This is a genomic window from Amycolatopsis sp. 195334CR (assembly GCF_017309385.1).
GTDB lineage: Bacteria > Actinomycetota > Actinomycetes > Mycobacteriales > Pseudonocardiaceae > Amycolatopsis.
Genome location: NZ_JAFJMJ010000002.1, coordinates 16,921 through 33,898, shown reverse-complemented (window position 1 = coordinate 33,898; position 16,978 = coordinate 16,921). Strand labels below are relative to the sequence as shown.

Sequence of the window (16,978 nt, the reverse complement as noted above, 5' to 3'; positions counted from 1 at the left end):
CCGGTGCGTCAGCGCCGGCGCGCGGTACTGCCCCCCGGGGTGAGTTTCGGGGACAGCAGCCGGATCTCGGCCGAGCCGCCCCCGTCGAGCTGCCGCATCGCCATCTCCACCGCGATCTGCCCCACGTCGTCGGACGGGATCGCCACGGTGGTCAGCGGTGTGGCGTACTGGGCGGCCATGTCCTCCGGGCAGATCGCCACCACGGAGACCTCGTCGGGCACCTGCTTGCCGTGCCGCTGGAGTTCGGCCAGCACCCCGCCGAGCACCGCCTCGTTGTGCACCACCAGCCCGGTCAGCTCCGGCTGCCCGGCCAGGATCTTGGCCACGCACTCGCGCACCGCCGCGTAGGAGGGCGCGCAGGCGTGGTTGGTCGCCCGCAACCCGCGTTCCTGCGCGCTGGCGGCGAAACCGCGCAGGAACCGGCCGGCGAAGCTGGTCCCCCGCTCGTAGACGTTCGGCGAGGGGCCCACCAGCGCGATCTCGGTGTGCCCGAGATCGGCGAGGTGCTGCACCGAGCGGGCCGCCGCCGCGGTGAAGTCCAGGTCCACACAGGACAGATCGGCCGGGTCGTCCGGCACGCCGATCAGCACCACCGGCCGCAGCAGCGACTGCAACACCGGCACGCGCGGCTCGTCGGCCTCCACGTCCATCACCAGGATGGCGTCGGCGCTGGCCGAACCGGCCACGCGGCGCAGCCCGTCGGGGCCCTCGTCGGCGGTCAGCAGCAGCACGTCGTGGTCGTGCTTGCGGGCGGCGGTGACCACCGAGGTGACGAACCGCATCACCACCGGTACGTGGATGTCGGTGCGCAGCGGGACCACCAGCGCCAGCACCTGGGTGCGGCTGCTGGCCAGCGCGCGGGCGCCGGCGTGCGGGTGGAAGCCGAGCTTGCGGACGCTGGCCTCGACCCGGCGCCGCGTCTCCGGCGAGATCGAGCGCTTCCCGGACAGCACGTAGGACACCGTGCTCGGCGCGACCCCGGCGTCACGGGCGACATCCGCGATGGTGATCATCTCGCCCCTTCCCGTCAGTCGAAGCGCATCGACGATCTGTTCCGGCTGGGTGAGGTTAGGCCAGTCCGCCGAAGAACACAAGGAGCGTTGACCTGGCCCGCTGATCGGTGCCATAGTCCCGGCACCGCGCACCACTGCAGACCGACAGATCATCGATGACTGTCGAATCGCTTCGACAGCGTTCCCGACAACGTTCTCGACAAACGTTCTCCACAACGTTCGTCCGGAGGTGGCCGTGTCCCCGTCCAAGCTCTCCCGCCGCCAGGTGCTGGCGATCGCCGCCGCGGCCCCGCTGCTGGCCGCCGCGCTCCCGCAGGTGGCCAGGGCGCAGGAGTTCCCGTTCCGCGACCCGTCACTGGGGCTCGACGCCAGGGTGGCGGACCTGCTCGGCAGGCTCACCCTGGACGAGAAGGTCGCGCTGCTGCACCAGTACCAGGCCGCCGTGCCGAGGCTGGGCGTGGCGGCGTTCAAGACCGGCACCGAGGCGCTGCACGGCATCGCCTGGTCCACCGACAAGTCCAACGGCGGTGCCGTGGTGACCGCGACGGCGACGGTGTTCCCGCAGGCCATCGGCCTGGCGAGCACCTGGGACCCCGAGCTGGTCAAGCAGGTCGGCACGGCCGTGGGCACCGAGGCGCGCGGGTTCCACGCGGAGAACCCCGGCGTGTGGGGCCTGCAGCTGTGGGCCCCGGTGGTCAACCTGCTGCGCGACCCGCGCTGGGGCCGCAACGAGGAGGGCTACTCCGAGGACCCGTACCTGACCGGCGTCATTTCCACCGCCTACGGCCACGGCATCCAGGGCGAGGACCCCGACCGCCTGCGGGCCGCGCCGGTGCTCAAGCACTACCTGGCGAACAACAACGAGGTCCGGCGCGACACGAGTTCGTCGGTGCTGCGGCCGCGGGTCAAGCGCGAGTACTACGAGTCGGCCTTCCGGCCCGCGATCGCCGCCGACGCCGCCACCGGCGTGATGTCGGCGTACAACCTGGTCAACGGCAGGCCGATGACCGCCCACTTCGACCACAACGACGTGGTGCGCACGTGGACCGAGCGGCCCCTGTTCAACGTCACCGACGCCGGCGGGCCGAACAACCTGACCGCCAGCCAGGCCTACTACGCCACGCAGCCCGAGGCCGACGCCGCGGTGATCAGGGCCGGGCTGGACAGCTTCACCGTCGACGACACCAACTCGGCGAAGACGATCGAAGCGGTGCACGCCGCGCTGGCGCAGGGCCTGCTCGAAGAGTCCGATGTGGACACCGCGGTCCGGCACATCCTCAGCCTCCGGGTCCGGCTGGGCGAGTTCGACCCGGGCGGCGGGCCGTACGGCCACCTCGGCAAGGAGGTCGTCGACACCCCGGAACACCGGGCGCTGGCGCGGAAAACCGCCGGGCGGGCGATCGTGCTGCTGAAGAACGACGGGTTGTTGCCGCTGGCCGGCGGCCGCACGGTGGCGGTGATCGGCCAGCTGGCGGACACGCTCTACACCGACTGGTACTCCGGCGCGCTGCCCTACCGGATCACCCCGTTCGGCGGGATCTCCGAGGCCGCGGGCGCGGCGGTGACCACCACCGAAGGCGTGGACCGGATCGCGTTGCGCACCTCCGCCGGCTACGTGACGGCACCCGCGACCGCCGGCCCGCTGACCGTGTCCCCGTCCACCGGCGACGACACGAGGTTCGACGTCTACGACTGGGGCGAGGGCATCGTCACCCTGCGGGCGCTGTCGAACGGGCAGTTCCTCTCGTTCGGCCCGGACCGCACCGTGGTCAACAACGCCGTGCAGCCCAACGGCTGGTTCGTGCAGCAGCAGTTCAAGCTCACCGCGCACGGCGGCGGCCACGTGCTGGAGTACGCGGGCAACGAGACCGACGATTCGTGGTTCGGCGACCAGAAGTACGTGGCCGTCGGGGGTGACGGACGGCTGGCCATCACCGCGAAATCCCCCGCCGAGGCCACCGTGTTCACCCGGGAGGTCGTGCGCAGCGGGATCGAGAGCGCAGTCGAGGCGGCGAGCGCCGCCGACGTGGCCGTGGTGGTGGCGGGCAGCATGCCGTTCATCAGCGGCCGCGAGGACGACGACCGGCAGAGCCTGGACCTCGCGCCCGCGCAGCAGGCCGTGCTGGAGGCGGTGCGGCAGGCGAATCCGGACACCGTGCTGGTGCTGGAGAACAGCTATCCGACCACCATCGGCTGGGCCCAGCAGAACCTCCGCTCGGTCGTCTGGACCACGCACGCGGGCGCGGAAACCGGGCACGCGCTCGCCGACGTGCTCTACGGCCGGGTCAACCCCGCCGGGCGGCTCACCCAGACCTGGTACCGATCCCTGGCCGACCTCCCCGACCTGCTCGACTACGACATCATCAAGGCCGGGCGCACGTACCAGTACTTCACCGGCGATCCCTTGTACCCCTTCGGGTTCGGCCTGTCCTACACCACCTTCGACTACCGGAACCTCCGGCTGAGCGCGCCGTCGATGTCCGCCCAGGGCGAGATCGGCGTGAACGTGGTCGTGACGAACACGGGCAAGCGGGCCGGTGACGAGGTCGTGCAGCTCTACACGCACCAGCGGACCTCACGCGTCACGCAGCCGAACCTGCGGTTGCGGGCGTTCGCCCGTGTGCACCTCGCGGCGGGCGAGTCCAAGACGGTGACGCTCTCCCTGCGTGCCGCGGACCTCGCGCACTGGGACGTGACCCGCGACCGGTGGGTGGTCGAAACCGCCATCCACGACGTGCTCGTCGGCGCGTCCAGCGCGGACATCCGGGCGCGGGGCACGCTGCGCGTGCGCGGCGAGGCCGTTCCGCCGCGTGACCTGCACCGCGACACCGAAGCCGAGAACTTCGACGACTACCACGGCATCACGCTCACCGACCGGTCGAAGGAACGCGGCACCTCGGTCACCTCGGGGTCCGGCGGCTGGATCGCCTTCCACGACGCCGACCTGCACGCGAACCGGATCAGCGCGCTGGTGTCCGCGCCCGGCCCGGCGACGATCACCGTCCGGACGGGCGGTCCGGACGGCCCATCGCTGGGCACGCTGGCAGTACCGGCCACGGGCGGGAAGTACGAGTACGTCACCGCGTCCGCCCCGTTGACCGGGGCGACGGGACGCGGCGACCTGTACCTCGTCTTCGGCGGAGCGGTGTCGCTGGGAACGTTCCGTCTCAGCTCGACGTGAGCGGGCGGGCGGCCCAGGCCAGTGCGTCGGCCACGCTGGGCTGCACCACCAGCAGTTCCCGCAGGTTCATCAGCTCGATCGGCCGGAGCACGGCGTGCTGGCGGGTGGCGACCGCGAACGGGATGCCTTCGGTGCTGGCGTCACCGCAGGCACCGATCAGCGCGGCCAGGCCGGCCGACGAGCAGAACCGGACGTCGCAGAAGTCCACCACGAGCGCACGCGGCGCGAGCCGGATTTCGACGGTGAGCTGGTCGCGCAAGCGCGGCGTGAGCAGCGCGTCCACCTCGCCGCTGACCTTGACGACGGTGGCCTCCGCGGTGGCCGAGACGGTCATGGTCGCGCGGGCGTTGGGGTAGGGCATGCGGCCTCCTCACACACCGAGGGACACCGCACGAGCGCGCCGTCCCCGGATGCGGTTGATCCAACCGGAGTGGGTGACGGCTGCTGTCTGAACCGAGACACTCCGACCGTACAGGCGTTCGCCCGGCGGCGCAGCGCCTAGGGTGAGAGCCCCCACTGGCCCGTCCCCGAGGAGAACGTCATCGGCGTGCTGTACGGATCACTCGCCGCCGTGGCGTTCACGGTGTTCGCCGCGGGTTTCCTGCGGGAGCCGCGGCGGGTGAGCAACGCGGTCTGGCTCGGCGTCGCGGCGACCCTGTCCGGCCTGGCGTTGCTGGTGTTCTCACCCGCCTGGGTGCGCGAGACGCTGCTGCTGCCCGCGATCGCGGCGGTGGCCCTGCTGACGCCGGTGGCCCTGCTCGGCAACGGCGTGGTGATGTGGCGGCGTGAGGGCCACCGCCCGGCCAACGTGCTGTCACTGGCGGCGGGAGTGGCACTGGCCGGGGTGGTGGTGCTGACCCTGGTCCTCGGCCCGGCGGGCAGCCGCTGGGCGATGGCGGCGCTCGGCTCGGTCCTGCTCGCGTGCGCGTACGTCAGTTTCCTGTTCGCCTGCCTGCTGGTGTACTCGGTGCTCTACGGGCGGATCGTGCGGCGGCGCGGGGTCACCGCGATCCTGGTGCTCGGCGCCGGGTTGCGCGGCGCGGAGGTGCCGCCGCTGCTGGCCGGCCGGCTCGACCGCGCGCGGCAGTTGTACCGGCGGCAGTCCGGTGAGCCGCCGCTGATCGTCGTCTCCGGCGGACAGGGCCCTGGCGAGACCGTCACCGAGGCCGTCGCGATGCGGGATTACCTGGTGCGGCGCGGGATTCCGGCCGCGAAGGTGCTCTTGGAGGAGCAGGCCACCTCCACCGAGGAGAACCTGCGTTACGGCGTCGAAGTGCTCGGAAAGCGGTCGCGGGCGGAAAAGACCGTGGTGGTGACGAACAATTACCACGTGTTCCGGACCGCGGTCACCGCCCGCCGGATGCACCTGCCGGTGCACGTTCTCGGTTCGCCGACGGCGTTGTATTTTCTGCCCAGTGCGTTCATCCGTGAATTCGTCGCACTGCTCGTGCACTACTGGCGGATCAACCTGATCTTGTTGGTACTGCTGGTGATCCTGCCGTGGCTCGCGGCGGTTTTCCGGGCCTAAAGACCCGGTCCGGACCGGGCCGATGGGCCGTAGCCGGAATGCGCTCGGTCGTTCAGGATTTGCGTCATGGTGAAAAGAATCGTGGTCGTCGGCGCGTTGTTGCTGGTATCGGGTTGCGCGGGAACCCCGGGAACGGCGGTACCGATCGCGCCCGCCGCGCCGGTCACGTCCACGGTGACGGTGGCCCCGCCGCAGACGGTCGTGGTGCCGCCGCCGGTCACGGTGACCCAGCAGGCGCCCGCCGCCCAGGCGAAGCCGCCGCGCGACCGGACGGCGTGCCAGTGGATGCACTCCAACGGCTACTCCTACACGGCGGCCTACAACGCCTGGCTGGCCGCGGGCTACCCGCTCAACTGGGACGCCGACCGCGACGGCTGGCCGTGCGAGCAGACCTTCGGCGACCGGAACTAGTGTCGCGTGTCCGTTGCCGCGCCGGCAGGGCACGTGCGGCAGCCCGCGCAAGCCATCACCGGCGCAACGCTAGAGATCGGGCCACACGTGCGGCTCCGCGTACATGTGGAAGCCGTGGAAGAACCAGTCCGCCAGATCATCGAGCCGCTGCAGACAGTCCTCGTAATACCGCTCGGGCTCCGGACGCGGGAAGTTCGGATGCGAGGTCCAGTCCCTCACGAAGCGCGAGGTGCAGTAAAACCCCTCCGCCATCCACCGCTCAAGCCGGTCCTCATCCTGCAGCCGCTCGCACACCTCGCGCATCGCCCGTTCCAAGCGCCGGTACGCCACCCGATCCCACTCCAGCCCCGCTCCACGCAACCCCAACAGGAAGCTGCCCTCGGTTGCCTCGAACTCCTGGCGAAGGACCGTCACCGCATCATCCATGACGAGATCATGCCGACCAGGGCGCCGGATTTTCACACGGGTGCCGGCAACGTAATACGGCGTATTACGACAGGGAACACGTGGTTCACGGCGCCGAAGCCACGAACTTATTCACAAGTTTGTGAATCTTGTGTAGCTTCTGAAGCATGCGGAACTCAGGTGCGGGGGTAGCACCCCTGGTCCGGCTCTTCCTCCGGCGCGACCGGCTGCTCGGCAGCGGCTGGGTGGCGCTCGTCCTGCTGCTCACGGCGGGGGTCGCCCAGCAGTACGGCCGGCTCTTCCCCAGCGCCGAAGCGAAGGCGCAGTTCGCCGCGGAGGTCGGCGGCAACAGCGCGCTGAGCGCGTTCACCGGCCAGCTCACCGCGTCCGATCTCGGCGGGCTGACCGTGTGGAAGATCGGCGACATCGTCTACACGCTGATGGCGCTGATGGCCGTGCTCGGCGTCATCCGGCACACCCGCACCGAGGAGGAGAACGGGCGGCAGGAGCTGGTGCGCTCCGGCTCGGCCGGGCGGTACGCGCCGCTCATCGCCAGTCTGGTGGTCACCGGGGGTTTCGCCGTGCTGGCCGGGGTGTTGAGCACGGCGGCGTTGATCGGCAGCGGGCTCGAACCGGCGGGGTCGGTGGCGTTCGGACTCGCGATCATCGCGCCGGGGCTGGTGTTCGCCGCGATCGCCGCGGTGGCCGCGCAGTTGTCCGAGCGCGCGAGGGTGGCCACCGTCGTCGCCATGACCGTGCTCGGCGCGACTTACCTGCTGCGGTTCGTCGCCGACGGCAGCGGGATGCTCGGGTTGCGCTGGTTCACCCCGCTCGGCTGGTCACACCTGCTGACGCCGTATGGAGAAGAGCGCTGGGCCGTGCTGCTTTTGCCGCTGGGGCTGTTGGTTCTCGCCACGGCGTTGGCGTTTTTCCTGCTGTCCCAACGGGATTTCGGTGCTGGAGTGGTCCCCGCACAGCCGGGGCGCGCACACGCCACCGCCGCGTTGTCCGGGCCGCTGGGCCTGGCGTGGCGGCTGCACCGCGGCACCCTGCTCGGCTGGACCGCCGCCTTCGCCGCGATCGCCGCCGCGACCTCGTCCGTGGCGACCGGCATGCCCGCGCTGGCCACCCGGTCGGGACCGGCCGTGCAGGAGTTCTTCCGCCGCTACTCCGACGGCGAGGGCGCGGATCTCGCGGGCACGTTCGTCTGGCTGATCCTGGTGAGCCTCGGTTTTGTCGCCGCGCTGTACCCGATGCTGGCCGTGTTGCGCATGCGGTCGGAAGAGGCCGGGACGCGCGCGGAGCTGACCCTGGCCACCGCGACCACCCGGCTGCGCTGGGCCGCGTCGCACCTTTTCTTCGCCATGGCAGGCACTTTCGCGATGCTGCTGGCCGCGGGGGTGTGTGCCGGGGTGGTCTACGGCGCCATGCGCGGCGACCTCGCCGGTGAGTTCGGCGGGGTGCTCGGCGCCGCGTTGATCCAGGTCCCCGCGGCGTGGACGATCGGGGCCGTCGCCATGCTCGCCTACGGTTTGCTGCCTCGGGCGAGCGTGGCGATCAGCTGGACGGTGTGGCTGGTGATGAACCTGTTCGGCGAGACGCTCGGGCCGGTGCTCGGGCTGGACTACTGGATCGCCAACCAGGTCGTGCCGTTCCACCACCTGCCGAAGGTGCTCTCCGGTGGGGAGTTCAGCGCGGTGCCGTTGCTGGCGCTGGCGGCCGTCGCGGTGGCGCTGGCGGGGGCGGGCGTGGCCGCCTTCCGGCGGCGGGACCTGGTCTAGGAGACCTCGGCGAGCCTGCCGGTGGCGACGTCGAAAACGAAGCCACGCACGGAATCCTTGACCGGGATGAACGGGCTGTTCCGGATCCGCGCGATCGACTGGCGGACGTCGGCGTCCAGGTCGGCGAAGGCCTCCGCGGCCCACGGCGGCTTGACGCCGACCTCCTCCTGGATCGACTTCTTGAACTCGTCGTCGGTGAAGGTGAGCATGCCGCAGTCGGTGTGGTGGATCAGCACGATCTCCTTGGTGCCGAGCAGCCGCTGGCTGATCGCCAGCGACCGGATCTCGTCCTCGGTGACCACGCCGCCGGCGTTGCGGATGACGTGCGCCTCCCCCTCGTGCAGGCCCAGCACGCCGTAGACGTTGATCCGGGCGTCCATGCACGCGAGCACCGCGATCTGCTTGGCGGGCGGCAGCGGCAGCGGACCGGAGAAGGTTTCGGCGTAGCGCGCGTTGTTGGCGAGCAAGTCGTCCGTGACAGTCATGCGGACCAGTCGACCGTCGCCTGCCCGCAGGCGCAACCACGCCCACTTGCTGGGCGGCGGGCGAACCTTATTGAACTCGTGGGTTCATTTTAGTGATCCAGCTGGTACGGTCAGCGCATGGCGAAGACAGTGGTGGTCACTGGGGGCACGGATGGGATCGGGGCCGCGCTCGTGCGGGCGCTGGCCGAGCGCGGCGACCGGGCGGTGGTGCTCGGGCGCAACCGGGAGCGCGGCGCGCGGCTCGTCCGCGAGGGCGCCGGGCTGGTCAGCTTTCTCGAAACCGATCTCAGCCTCATGTCGAACACGCGGGAGGCAGCCAAGGAAATCGCGGCTACCCACCCGGCGATCGACGGGCTCGTTTTCTGCGCGCGGTTCTTCCAGACGCACCGGACGGTCACCGCGGAGGGACTGGAGCACAACTTCGCGTTGTTCTACCTGAGCCGCGCCGTGCTCGGCGAGGGGTTGGCCGGGGTGCTGGGCGACCACGCCGTGGTGATCAACGTGGCCGGGCCGGGGCACGACACCCCGATCGCCTGGGACGACCTGCAGAGCACCCGCCACTACGACGGGGTGCGCGCGATGTTCCAGGCCGGGCGGCTCAACGACCTGCTCGGCGTCGACTTCGCCGCGAAGCACCCCGGAATCGCGTACGTGCTGTTCCACCCCGGCACCACGGCGACCGGGTTCGCCGGGGACTACGACCCGGCCACGGCCGCGTTCATCGAACAGCAGAAGGCACAGGCGAAACCGGCCACCGACGTGGTCCCACCCCTGCTGGCATTGCTGGACGGGCCGCCGCGGAACTCGCTCAGCGCGTTCCACCTGCGCACCGAGCTCACGATGCGCGACGATTCCGCCGACGCGGCCCGTCTCGCCAGGCTTACTTCTTCCAGGTGATGACGTCGTCCTTGTACTCGGCGTCGTCGGTGTAGGTCGCGCCGCCGACCTCGCCACCTTCGCGGATCGCCTGCAGCTCGCAGGTTTCGTACTTGGCCCCGGCGGTGGTGAAGTCCTTCTTCGCCGACTCCGACTTGCACTGCGGGGTCTCGCCGGTGATGATCACGCCGGTGCCGCGGCCGTCCGGGCCCACCGCGCGCAACCGCACCGAGCTGTAGGACAGGTCGGTGCCGCCCACGTTCTCCACGGTCATCTTGATGTACACCGGGATCATGCCCTTGGCCTTGTCACCGAACGAAGCCAGGTCCGCGTTCGAGCCGAGGTCGATCGAGTTGACCGTGATCGCGACGGTGCCGGTCTTGTCCGTGCCGTACTTGAACGGCACGACCGCGCGGTCGCCGACCTTCAGCTCGGTACCCGGCGCGGTGACCTCGGCGGACCCGGCCGCACCCGTCGGCGCGGCGCTGGGCGCGGTGGACTCGGCGGCGGGCGCCGCGGACTCGGCCGGGGCCGGCGCGGCGGGCGGTGCGGCCGCCTTGTCGTCGCCACCGCAGGCGGTCAGCAGGGTCAGTGCGGCAAAACCGGCGGCGAACAACGCGGTGCGGTCGTACTTCATGGATCTCCTCGGGGCTCCCCCGCCGAATCGGGGCTCGGCACTGTCGCCCGCACCGTATCCCCGACCGGCCCAACCGGCATGGTCCGTTGGCACCACAAATGATCACAAATCGCTTACGCCGATCAGCCCATCCTGGATCGCCCTGGCCACCAGCGCCGCCTTCGTCGGCGCCTCCCGGCCGATCTGCGCGTACTTGATCCGGATGCGTTCCAGGTGCGAGTTCACCGTATTGGGGGAGATGCCCAGCCGGTGCGCGACGAACTCCTTCGACTCCGACTGGAACCATTCGATGAGCACCTCGGTCTCGCGGGCCGAGAGCGCGGGCCGCCGCTCCGAGCGGTCACCCGCCAGTGCCCCGGCCAGCGAGGGCGGGGTGTACGCCCGGTCACCACCGGCCGCGCGGACCGCCTCGACCAGGTGCTGGTCGCCTTCGGCCTTGGTCAGGTAGCAGAGCGCGCCGAGTTCGAGGCACTGCAGCGCGATCTCGTCGTCCGCGCGCATCGAGTAGACCACCACCCGCCTGCCCGCCTCGGTGAGCCGCCGGAGGTCGCCCATCGCCGGGGTGGTGCTGTTCAGGTGCAGGTCGAGGATGACCACGTCGGCCTCGGCGCCCTCACCGATCCAGGCGACGCGCACGTCCTCGCCCTCGGCGAGCACGCGGATCGGCGGGCTGCCCGAGGACAGCCAGTGCACCACCCCCGCCCGCACGGCCGGGTGATCGTCGATGACCACCGCGGTCAACTCGGTTCCGCACGCCATTTCGCCTCCATCCACAGCCGCTCCCCCAGTGTGTGGCACTCGACCCCGACGCGGGGCGAGCCCGCCGGAGTTTCCCCGGGTTCACCGTCGGTGAGCACCGCCACCCGGACCTCGCCGACCGCCCGCAGCACGCTCACCCGCGCCTGCGACCGGGCCCCGACCAGGGCGGTCACCAGCGGCGCGGTCAGCTCGCGGCGGATCTCGGTCGGCACCTCGACCGGCTCGCCGCTGACCGCCAGCGCGACGGTCAGCCCGCGGCGCTCAGCGAGGTCCACGCAGGCGGAGACCTCGTGCACCAGCGGGTCGGGCACGTCGTCGTTCTCGGCGAACAACCGCCGCAGCTGGGTGGCCGCCAGCACGCACCGCTGCCGGGTCTCGGGCGTGCGCGGGTCCAGCGTGCGATCGGCCATCGCGGCCAGCAGCGGCAGCGTGGCGCCGAGCTGCCCGGCGAATCGGATCCGCTGGTCGGCCTCCTCCTGCTCGGCGAGCGCCTTGCGGTGGGCCTGCCGGTCGCGTTCGGCCGCGGCCTCACCCGCCTGCCGCGCGCGCCGGTGCACCAGCCGCGCCAGCGCCAGCGCGGCCAGCTGGAAGCTGATCACGCTGAGCACCGCGATGGCCACCTCGCCGACCTCGCCGCGTTCGGTGGGCGCGGTGGTGACCAGCCGCGACAGGCTGAGCACCACGTGCGCGCCGAGCGCGGCCGCCGCCAGCGCGGGCCGGTCCAGCAGCAGCACCAGCAGGTGCCAGCCGACCAGGCCGAAGGACCAGTGCTCCTCGCCGAACAGCTCGTCGGGCGGCACCATCCAGGTCGACACGGCCGACGCGGCCAGCGTCACCACCGCGAGCGGCAGCGCCACCGGCAACGGGACCGCCTGCCCGCGCAGCACCCAGGCCGCGGCCACCACGACGACCGCCGCCAGCGCGAGGAACGCGGCCGAGTCCGCGCCGCCGCTCACCCGGCTCAGGCTCAGCGCGGGCTGGATCGCCGCGACCACCACGAGCAGCGCGAACCGGACGATGCCGAGCACGCGGTCGGTTTCGTCAGCCATCGGGCCACACCAGTTCCACCGTGGTGCCCGCGCCGGGCGCGGAGGTCACCGTCGCGCGGCCACCCACCGCGGCCATCCGCTCGACGAGCGACCCCCGGATGCCGCGCCGGTGCGCCGGAACGGCATCCGGGTCGAACCCGCGCCCGGTGTCGCGAATGGACACCCGGACCCCGGCTTCCACGGTGAGCACCGCCTCGTTCACCCCGGCGTGGCGTTCGACGTTGACCAGGGCCTCGCGGACCGCGCGGACCAGCGCCAGCGCGGCCGACGCGGGCAGCAACGGCACCGGCGTCCACCGCGCGTCGACCAGGACGGGACTCTGCTCCAGCACCCCGCGCAGCGAGGCCTCCAGCTCGACCATGCTGTCGCGGCCGGAGGCGCCGGTGAGAATGGACAGATCGCGGCTGGCGTACTCGGCCACCTTCGCCGGGTCCGCGGTCTCGCCGCGCTGCGCCACCATCAGGAAGGTGGCCGACGCGGTGTCGTGCAGCACGGCCAGGTACTCGCGTTCCTGGCGCTTGCGTTCCAGTGCCAGCGATTCCTCGCGCTGGAGGCGGGCGCGGCGGTCGCGGAGCCGGTCGATGCGGCGGGTCGTCCGCAGGAGGAGAAGGAAGGCGAGGCGGGCGAGCACGCCCTCGATGAGCACGCGGACGACCGTGCTCACGGCGTCCTCGGGCGCGAGCGGGGCGAGCTGGACCACCAGCAGGCAGGCCACCGCGGGCACGGTCAGCCGCGGCGGCCACTCCCACTGCAGGGTGATCACGGTGATGGTGAGCACGTTGAGGGCCCACTGGTTGAGCTCGCCGGGGACGGGCGCGGTCTGGATCTGCGCCGCGCAGATCGCCGCGGCCCGGACCAGCGTGAGCGTGAAGGTGAGCGGCCTGCCGCGGCCGGTGTGCCCGGTGTAGAACTCGGCGAGCGCGGCGACCACGGCGAGCGCGAGCAGGCCGAAGGCCAGCGGCAACGCCTCCGCCGGGGTGGCGAGCACGCCGAACGCGCTGATCACCAGCAGGCCGGCACCCCTGGCCATGCCCGCGAACCGGCCGACCACCGCGAGCGACTCCGCTTCGACGGAGGTGTCACGATCGGACGGCACGCCTGGCAGTCAAGCAGATGACTGATCGCGCCTCCCAGCCCAGGCCACGCGAGCCGCCGGCCACCGCCGGCGCCGGTCGGCGTGCAGTGAATGTGGCTTTCACTGCGGATTCGGCAGTGAAAGCCACATTCACTGCATCGGGCCGGGTCGTGAGCGGCTGAGCGCGCCACGGGAGTGTCAGCCGCCTGGGGAGGAGAGGGCGACGAACTCCGGGGTGTCGTCCACCCGGACGCGCAGGATCGGGACCGCCTTGTTCACCGGGTCCCCGCGGTCGTCGAAGGAGATGCGGCCGCTGGCGCCCGGGACCGCCCCCTCGTCGTGCAGGCGGTTGCGCATCTGGAGCAGGTCGCGCGCGGTCACCGTCCGCGCCGGGTTCGCGCCCGAGTGCCGGATCGCCCACGCCACCGTGAGCACCGCGTCGTGCGCCAGGATCGCGACTCCGTCATCGAGCCGTTCGCCGGGGAACAGGGCCTCGAAGCAGTCCGCACAGCCCGGCTCACGGAAGCCCGCCACCGAGACCCGGTCGAACTGGTCCGGCATCGTGGCCCACGCCTGCGGATGCGCCAGCCCGGGCGCGAGCACGGTCACGTTCGCCTCCAGCCCGCGCCGCATCGCCGCGTCGGGGGCGTCGACCAGCGCGAGGTCGCCGGTCATCACGGTGATCGGCTGGTCGAGGCACCGGCGGTTGGCCAGTTCGGCGACGAACGCGGTCAGGTGGTGCTCCCGGCCGGCGAAGTAGATGACGTCCGGTTTGTTGCCGCACAGGTTCGGCATCATCTGCAGGAAGGTGTTCTCCACCCCGGGCAGGGTCGAGTCGAACCACTCGACCTGCCCGACGATCTGGTGCTCGTCGTCGGCGAACTTCGCGGTGAACCCGTCGGCCAGCGTCTTCGGGTACAGGTCGCCGGGGTTGCGGTCCTGCACCAGCGAGGCCGTGCGCGCGGTCGGCCGGATGTGGTTCGCCGCCGCCTGCCCGTAGGTGGAACTGGTCGGGGAAACCCGCAGGAAACCGGGGATCTGCGAGAGTTCGTCGGCGGCCAGGTGCGAGCCGATGATCGGGACGCGCAGCTCGGACAGCCGGTTCATCGCGCGCCGCGCGTCGTCCAGGCTCAACCCGATGCCGGTGACCGCGACCAGGCGCTCCGCCTCGATCCGCCGCTCCAGCTCGGCGACCACCGGCTCCCACTGGGCCAGCTTGCTGCCCGGGTTCGCCAGCAGCAGCCGGACCTTCGGCGTGGCGCTGCCCCACTCCCCGTCGTTCGCCCGCCGCTGCGCCAGGTACGCGCCCTGCAACTGGTGGCGCACCCATTCCGGGGACAGGATGTCCACTTCGGCCAGTGTCATCGGCAGGAACACCGCGACGGTCACGTAGTTCTCGCCGGAGCTGGCCACGTCCTCGTTCTCGGCGAGGATCTTGCCCTGGACGTCGGCCAACTCCGGGGAGAACACGTACCGCCCGTCGGTGACCCCGGTGCATTCCGACAGCTCGCCGCGCTGCTCCACGCCCTCCCCGCAGGTGCGCGCGGCCTGGTTGAGCGCGGGCACCACCACGGTCACCGCGACCACCACGACGACCACCAGCACCACCGCGCCACCCACCCACAGCCACTTCCACCACGCGGGCTTCGGCGGGGCGATCCGGTCGGTTCCCGTGCTCATCGATACCTCTCCGCGCGTTCGTGCAGCAGCATCGAGCCGCGGCCCCTGCCCTGCGCCAGGTGGTGGAAACTGCTTTCGATGGTGGAGTCGAGCGTGCCGCCGGGATCGCCGAGCGGATCACCGGCGATCCACAGCGACACCAGCAGCCAGGCGAGCGTGCTGTCCAGTTCGTCGGCCCACTGCCCGGCGTGCTCCTGCACCTGGTCGTAGGGCTCGGCGGTCTTGTCCAGCCGGTTCGGCGCGGCGGTGATCTGGTCCAGCTCGGCCAGCCAGGCCTGGGCCTGCCGCAGGTCCAGTTCCCCGTCGAACGGCTTGCGCAGGTGGGCCACGGCTTCGGCGACGTTGCCCAGCGCGAGGTCGTGGTACCGGGCGGAGACCGCGCGCCCGCCGCGGTCGTAGAAGTCGCGGCACAGGGTGTGCACGCGGTCCCAGTTCAGCTCGTGGTCGTCGCCGCGTGCGGCCAGTTCGCCGAGCAGAACGCGGCGCAGCAACGGATGCAGGGCGTAGCGCGGGAGGTCGCCGGGTTCGGCGCACAACCAGAGCGTGTCGCTGAGCGTTTTGAACAGCACGCCCTCACCGGCGGGCAGGTGCAGCGAAAGGATTTCGCGGTGGAACAGGATTTCCACGTCCTGCGCCGCGCTCGCGGTGATCAGGTCCTCGCGGCTGGACGCCGGGAAGTCCTGGAGCAGGTACTCGCGCAGCCGCGGGAGTTCGGTCCGGAGCACCGAGCGCAACGCGGTCGGGTTCGACCGGTCGTAGGTGGTCCCGATGGTGTGCAGCACGTCGGTGGTCGCGCCGGGGTGGCCGTCGGTCAGCCGGTGCACGAACCCGGGCAGCCGCGAAGTCGGGTGGATGTCGTAGGCCACCGCGAGGTCCACCGTGTCGTCGGCGGAGAGCGTGCCGAGTTCGATCAGGTACCACGGCCACCAGCGGCCGTGTTGCTGCGTAACCGGTTCCGCCCAGTCATCGTCCACTTCGGACGGTCTGCGGGGGCGCGGCCAGGACAGCCCGCCGGTGCGCTCGGCCGACGGGCGGCGGCGCTCCGGCTCGTCCGCCCCGGACGCGGTGGGCGGGTGCCAGCTGGTGTTCCAGTCCGGGTTCCAGCCGCGGCTGGTGGCGAACACGGCGAGCGGGTCGGCGTCGGGACCGGCGCGGCGGCGGGCCTCGGCGAGCACGCGGAGGAACGCCTGTCCGCCGGGCGTGTGCGCGTTGTCGAGCAGCACGGTGGCGTTCAGCGTGCGGCGGGCGCGGTTGACCCCGGAATAGGCGCGGCGCAGGTCGGCGAGGAAGGCGTCGCAGAAGGTGGCGTCGGCGGAGGCCCGGTCGTCCTCGTCGCCCTGGGCCCAGCGCGCGATCTCGATCAGGAAGTCCTCACGGCTGCCGGAGCTGGCAGGCAGGCTCTTGATCTTGCCGAGCAGCCGCCTGCGGTCGTACCAGCTCAGCCCGCGCAGCAGCAGGTCGGTGGCCTCCGGCCAGCCGGGCGTGCTCTGCCCGGCGATGCCACCGGCCAGCCGGACCACGTCGACCACGGCGTCGCGGTTCTGCTCCAGCGGCTGGTTCTGCGCCAGCACCTCGCGCAATTTCCGCAGCGCCAGGCGGCGGTCCCCGATTTCCACCGGCGAGCCCACCACCAGCATGCACAGCCACAACCGCGGAAATGCGATCCGGCCGAACTGCCGCCACTGCCTGCTCAGGTCGAACGCGAGGTGACCGAGCAGTTCCCGCGGTTCGATGTGCGCCCAGTCCTCTTTCTCGAAATCGACCTGCGCGTGCGGCAGATCGGCGCACCGGCCGGCCAATTCCCGCAGCAGGGCCGTCTTGCCGGTGCCGCGCGCCCCGAGCGCGACCACCAGTGGCGCACCCCAGCTCTGCCCGCCGGGGCGGGCGAGGCACTTTTCGACGAGGCCTGCGGTGATGGGCCGCACTCCGGCCAGCCGGGTCGGCTCACTAGGCATCTTCGCCCTTTGTTCGTCGTGTGGGAGCAATCAATATAGAGAGCATTTGTCACGATCGGAAAACGGGTATGGGCAAACAGTTCCGGGCACAATTCATACCGCCGATCGGGCCCGATCACTGCCGCTATCCGGTGATCCACCCA

Annotated in this window: 15 protein-coding genes; 5 read left to right on the top strand and 10 right to left on the bottom strand. The window is 71.4% G+C overall.

All coding sequences use genetic code 11. The annotated features are described in order from the left end of the window. Positions 1-8 precede the first annotated feature (8 nt). Positions 9-1,013 carry a LacI family DNA-binding transcriptional regulator gene (locus JYK18_RS22880; protein ID WP_206804503.1) on the bottom strand — a complete coding sequence of 335 codons (1,005 nt, stop codon included), beginning with the start codon at positions 1,011-1,013 and terminating at the stop codon, positions 9-11. Between the two features lie 235 nt (positions 1,014-1,248). Here JYK18_RS22880 and JYK18_RS22875 point away from each other — a divergent pair, with 235 nt between their 5' ends. After that, the gene (locus JYK18_RS22875) at positions 1,249-4,194 is read left to right on the top strand and encodes a glycoside hydrolase family 3 protein (protein ID WP_206804501.1); all 2,946 of its coding nucleotides are present in this window, start codon (positions 1,249-1,251) and stop codon (positions 4,192-4,194) included. On the opposite strand, the gene JYK18_RS22870 is transcribed toward JYK18_RS22875, so the two are convergent. Beyond that, on the bottom strand, positions 4,181-4,555 hold the full coding sequence (locus JYK18_RS22870; protein ID WP_206804498.1) for an STAS domain-containing protein: 375 nt from the start codon (positions 4,553-4,555) through the stop codon (positions 4,181-4,183). The genes JYK18_RS22875 and JYK18_RS22870 overlap by 14 nt on opposite strands. Positions 4,556-4,741: 186 nt before the next feature. Here JYK18_RS22870 and JYK18_RS22865 point away from each other — a divergent pair, with 186 nt between their 5' ends. Continuing rightward, complete coding sequence (locus tag JYK18_RS22865) at positions 4,742-5,722, top strand: YdcF family protein (RefSeq protein WP_307796017.1); 981 nt, start codon at positions 4,742-4,744, stop codon at positions 5,720-5,722. A 66-nt stretch (positions 5,723-5,788) separates the two neighbouring features. Continuing rightward, positions 5,789-6,133, top strand: a complete 345-nt coding sequence (locus tag JYK18_RS22860; protein WP_206804496.1) for a hypothetical protein — start codon at positions 5,789-5,791, stop codon at positions 6,131-6,133. A gap of 69 nt (positions 6,134-6,202) precedes the next feature. Here the strand turns inward: JYK18_RS22860 and JYK18_RS22855 are convergent, their stop codons facing one another. Continuing rightward, on the bottom strand, positions 6,203-6,559 hold the full coding sequence (locus tag JYK18_RS22855) for a hypothetical protein (RefSeq protein WP_206804494.1): 357 nt from the start codon (positions 6,557-6,559) through the stop codon (positions 6,203-6,205). A 146-nt stretch (positions 6,560-6,705) separates the two neighbouring features. Between JYK18_RS22855 and JYK18_RS22850 the strand changes: the two genes are divergently transcribed. Continuing rightward, on the top strand, positions 6,706-8,319 hold the full coding sequence (locus tag JYK18_RS22850; protein WP_206804492.1) for an ABC transporter permease: 1,614 nt from the start codon (positions 6,706-6,708) through the stop codon (positions 8,317-8,319). Here the strand turns inward: JYK18_RS22850 and JYK18_RS22845 are convergent. Continuing rightward, positions 8,316-8,804 carry a carbonic anhydrase gene (locus JYK18_RS22845; RefSeq protein WP_206804490.1) on the bottom strand — a complete coding sequence of 163 codons (489 nt, stop codon included), beginning with the start codon at positions 8,802-8,804 and terminating at the stop codon, positions 8,316-8,318. The two genes, JYK18_RS22850 and JYK18_RS22845, sit on opposite strands and share 4 nt — an antisense overlap. Positions 8,805-8,921: 117 nt before the next feature. On the opposite strand from JYK18_RS22845, the gene JYK18_RS22840 reads away from it, so the two are divergent. Continuing rightward, on the top strand, positions 8,922-9,701 hold the full coding sequence (locus JYK18_RS22840) for an SDR family NAD(P)-dependent oxidoreductase (RefSeq protein ID WP_206804488.1): 780 nt from the start codon (positions 8,922-8,924) through the stop codon (positions 9,699-9,701). Here JYK18_RS22840 and JYK18_RS22835 read toward each other — a convergent pair. The 6 genes from JYK18_RS22835 to JYK18_RS22810 all read right to left on the bottom strand — a co-directional run bounded on the left by JYK18_RS22835 (position 9,685) and on the right by JYK18_RS22810 (position 16,835). After that, complete coding sequence (locus JYK18_RS22835; protein WP_206804487.1) at positions 9,685-10,317, bottom strand: hypothetical protein; 633 nt, start codon at positions 10,315-10,317, stop codon at positions 9,685-9,687. The genes JYK18_RS22840 and JYK18_RS22835 overlap by 17 nt on opposite strands. Positions 10,318-10,419: 102 nt before the next feature. Further along, a complete protein-coding gene (locus JYK18_RS22830; RefSeq protein ID WP_206804485.1) occupies positions 10,420-11,076 on the bottom strand; it encodes a response regulator transcription factor in 657 nt (218 codons plus the stop codon). Next, entirely contained in the window at positions 11,055-12,125 is a 1,071-nt protein-coding gene (locus JYK18_RS22825; protein WP_206804483.1) for a histidine kinase, read from the bottom strand. The genes JYK18_RS22830 and JYK18_RS22825 overlap by 22 nt, the downstream gene beginning before the upstream one ends. Then, positions 12,118-13,221, bottom strand: a complete 1,104-nt coding sequence (locus tag JYK18_RS22820; protein ID WP_206804482.1) for a sensor histidine kinase — start codon at positions 13,219-13,221, stop codon at positions 12,118-12,120. The genes JYK18_RS22825 and JYK18_RS22820 overlap by 8 nt, the downstream gene beginning before the upstream one ends. 177 nt (positions 13,222-13,398) lie before the next feature. Next, positions 13,399-14,880, bottom strand: a complete 1,482-nt coding sequence (locus tag JYK18_RS22815; protein ID WP_206804480.1) for an ABC transporter substrate-binding protein — start codon at positions 14,878-14,880, stop codon at positions 13,399-13,401. Then, a complete protein-coding gene (locus tag JYK18_RS22810; RefSeq protein ID WP_206804478.1) occupies positions 14,877-16,835 on the bottom strand; it encodes a hypothetical protein in 1,959 nt (652 codons plus the stop codon). Before JYK18_RS22810 ends, JYK18_RS22815 begins: the two co-directional genes overlap by 4 nt. Positions 16,836-16,978 lie beyond the last annotated feature (143 nt).

Coding starts and splice junctions, on each gene's coding strand:
- JYK18_RS22880 (WP_206804503.1), bottom strand. CDS start 1,013: ATGATCACCATCGCGGATGTCGCCCGTGACGCCGGGGTCGCGCCGAGC.
- JYK18_RS22870 (WP_206804498.1), bottom strand. CDS start 4,555: ATGCCCTACCCCAACGCCCGCGCGACCATGACCGTCTCGGCCACCGCG.
- JYK18_RS22860 (WP_206804496.1), top strand. CDS start 5,789: ATGGTGAAAAGAATCGTGGTCGTCGGCGCGTTGTTGCTGGTATCGGGT.
- JYK18_RS22855 (WP_206804494.1), bottom strand. CDS start 6,559: ATGGATGATGCGGTGACGGTCCTTCGCCAGGAGTTCGAGGCAACCGAG.
- JYK18_RS22850 (WP_206804492.1), top strand. CDS start 6,706: ATGCGGAACTCAGGTGCGGGGGTAGCACCCCTGGTCCGGCTCTTCCTC.
- JYK18_RS22845 (WP_206804490.1), bottom strand. CDS start 8,804: ATGACTGTCACGGACGACTTGCTCGCCAACAACGCGCGCTACGCCGAA.
- JYK18_RS22840 (WP_206804488.1), top strand. CDS start 8,922: ATGGCGAAGACAGTGGTGGTCACTGGGGGCACGGATGGGATCGGGGCC.
- JYK18_RS22835 (WP_206804487.1), bottom strand. CDS start 10,317: ATGAAGTACGACCGCACCGCGTTGTTCGCCGCCGGTTTTGCCGCACTG.
- JYK18_RS22830 (WP_206804485.1), bottom strand. CDS start 11,076: ATGGCGTGCGGAACCGAGTTGACCGCGGTGGTCATCGACGATCACCCG.
- JYK18_RS22825 (WP_206804483.1), bottom strand. CDS start 12,125: ATGGCTGACGAAACCGACCGCGTGCTCGGCATCGTCCGGTTCGCGCTG.
- JYK18_RS22815 (WP_206804480.1), bottom strand. CDS start 14,880: ATGAGCACGGGAACCGACCGGATCGCCCCGCCGAAGCCCGCGTGGTGG.
- JYK18_RS22810 (WP_206804478.1), bottom strand. CDS start 16,835: ATGCCTAGTGAGCCGACCCGGCTGGCCGGAGTGCGGCCCATCACCGCA.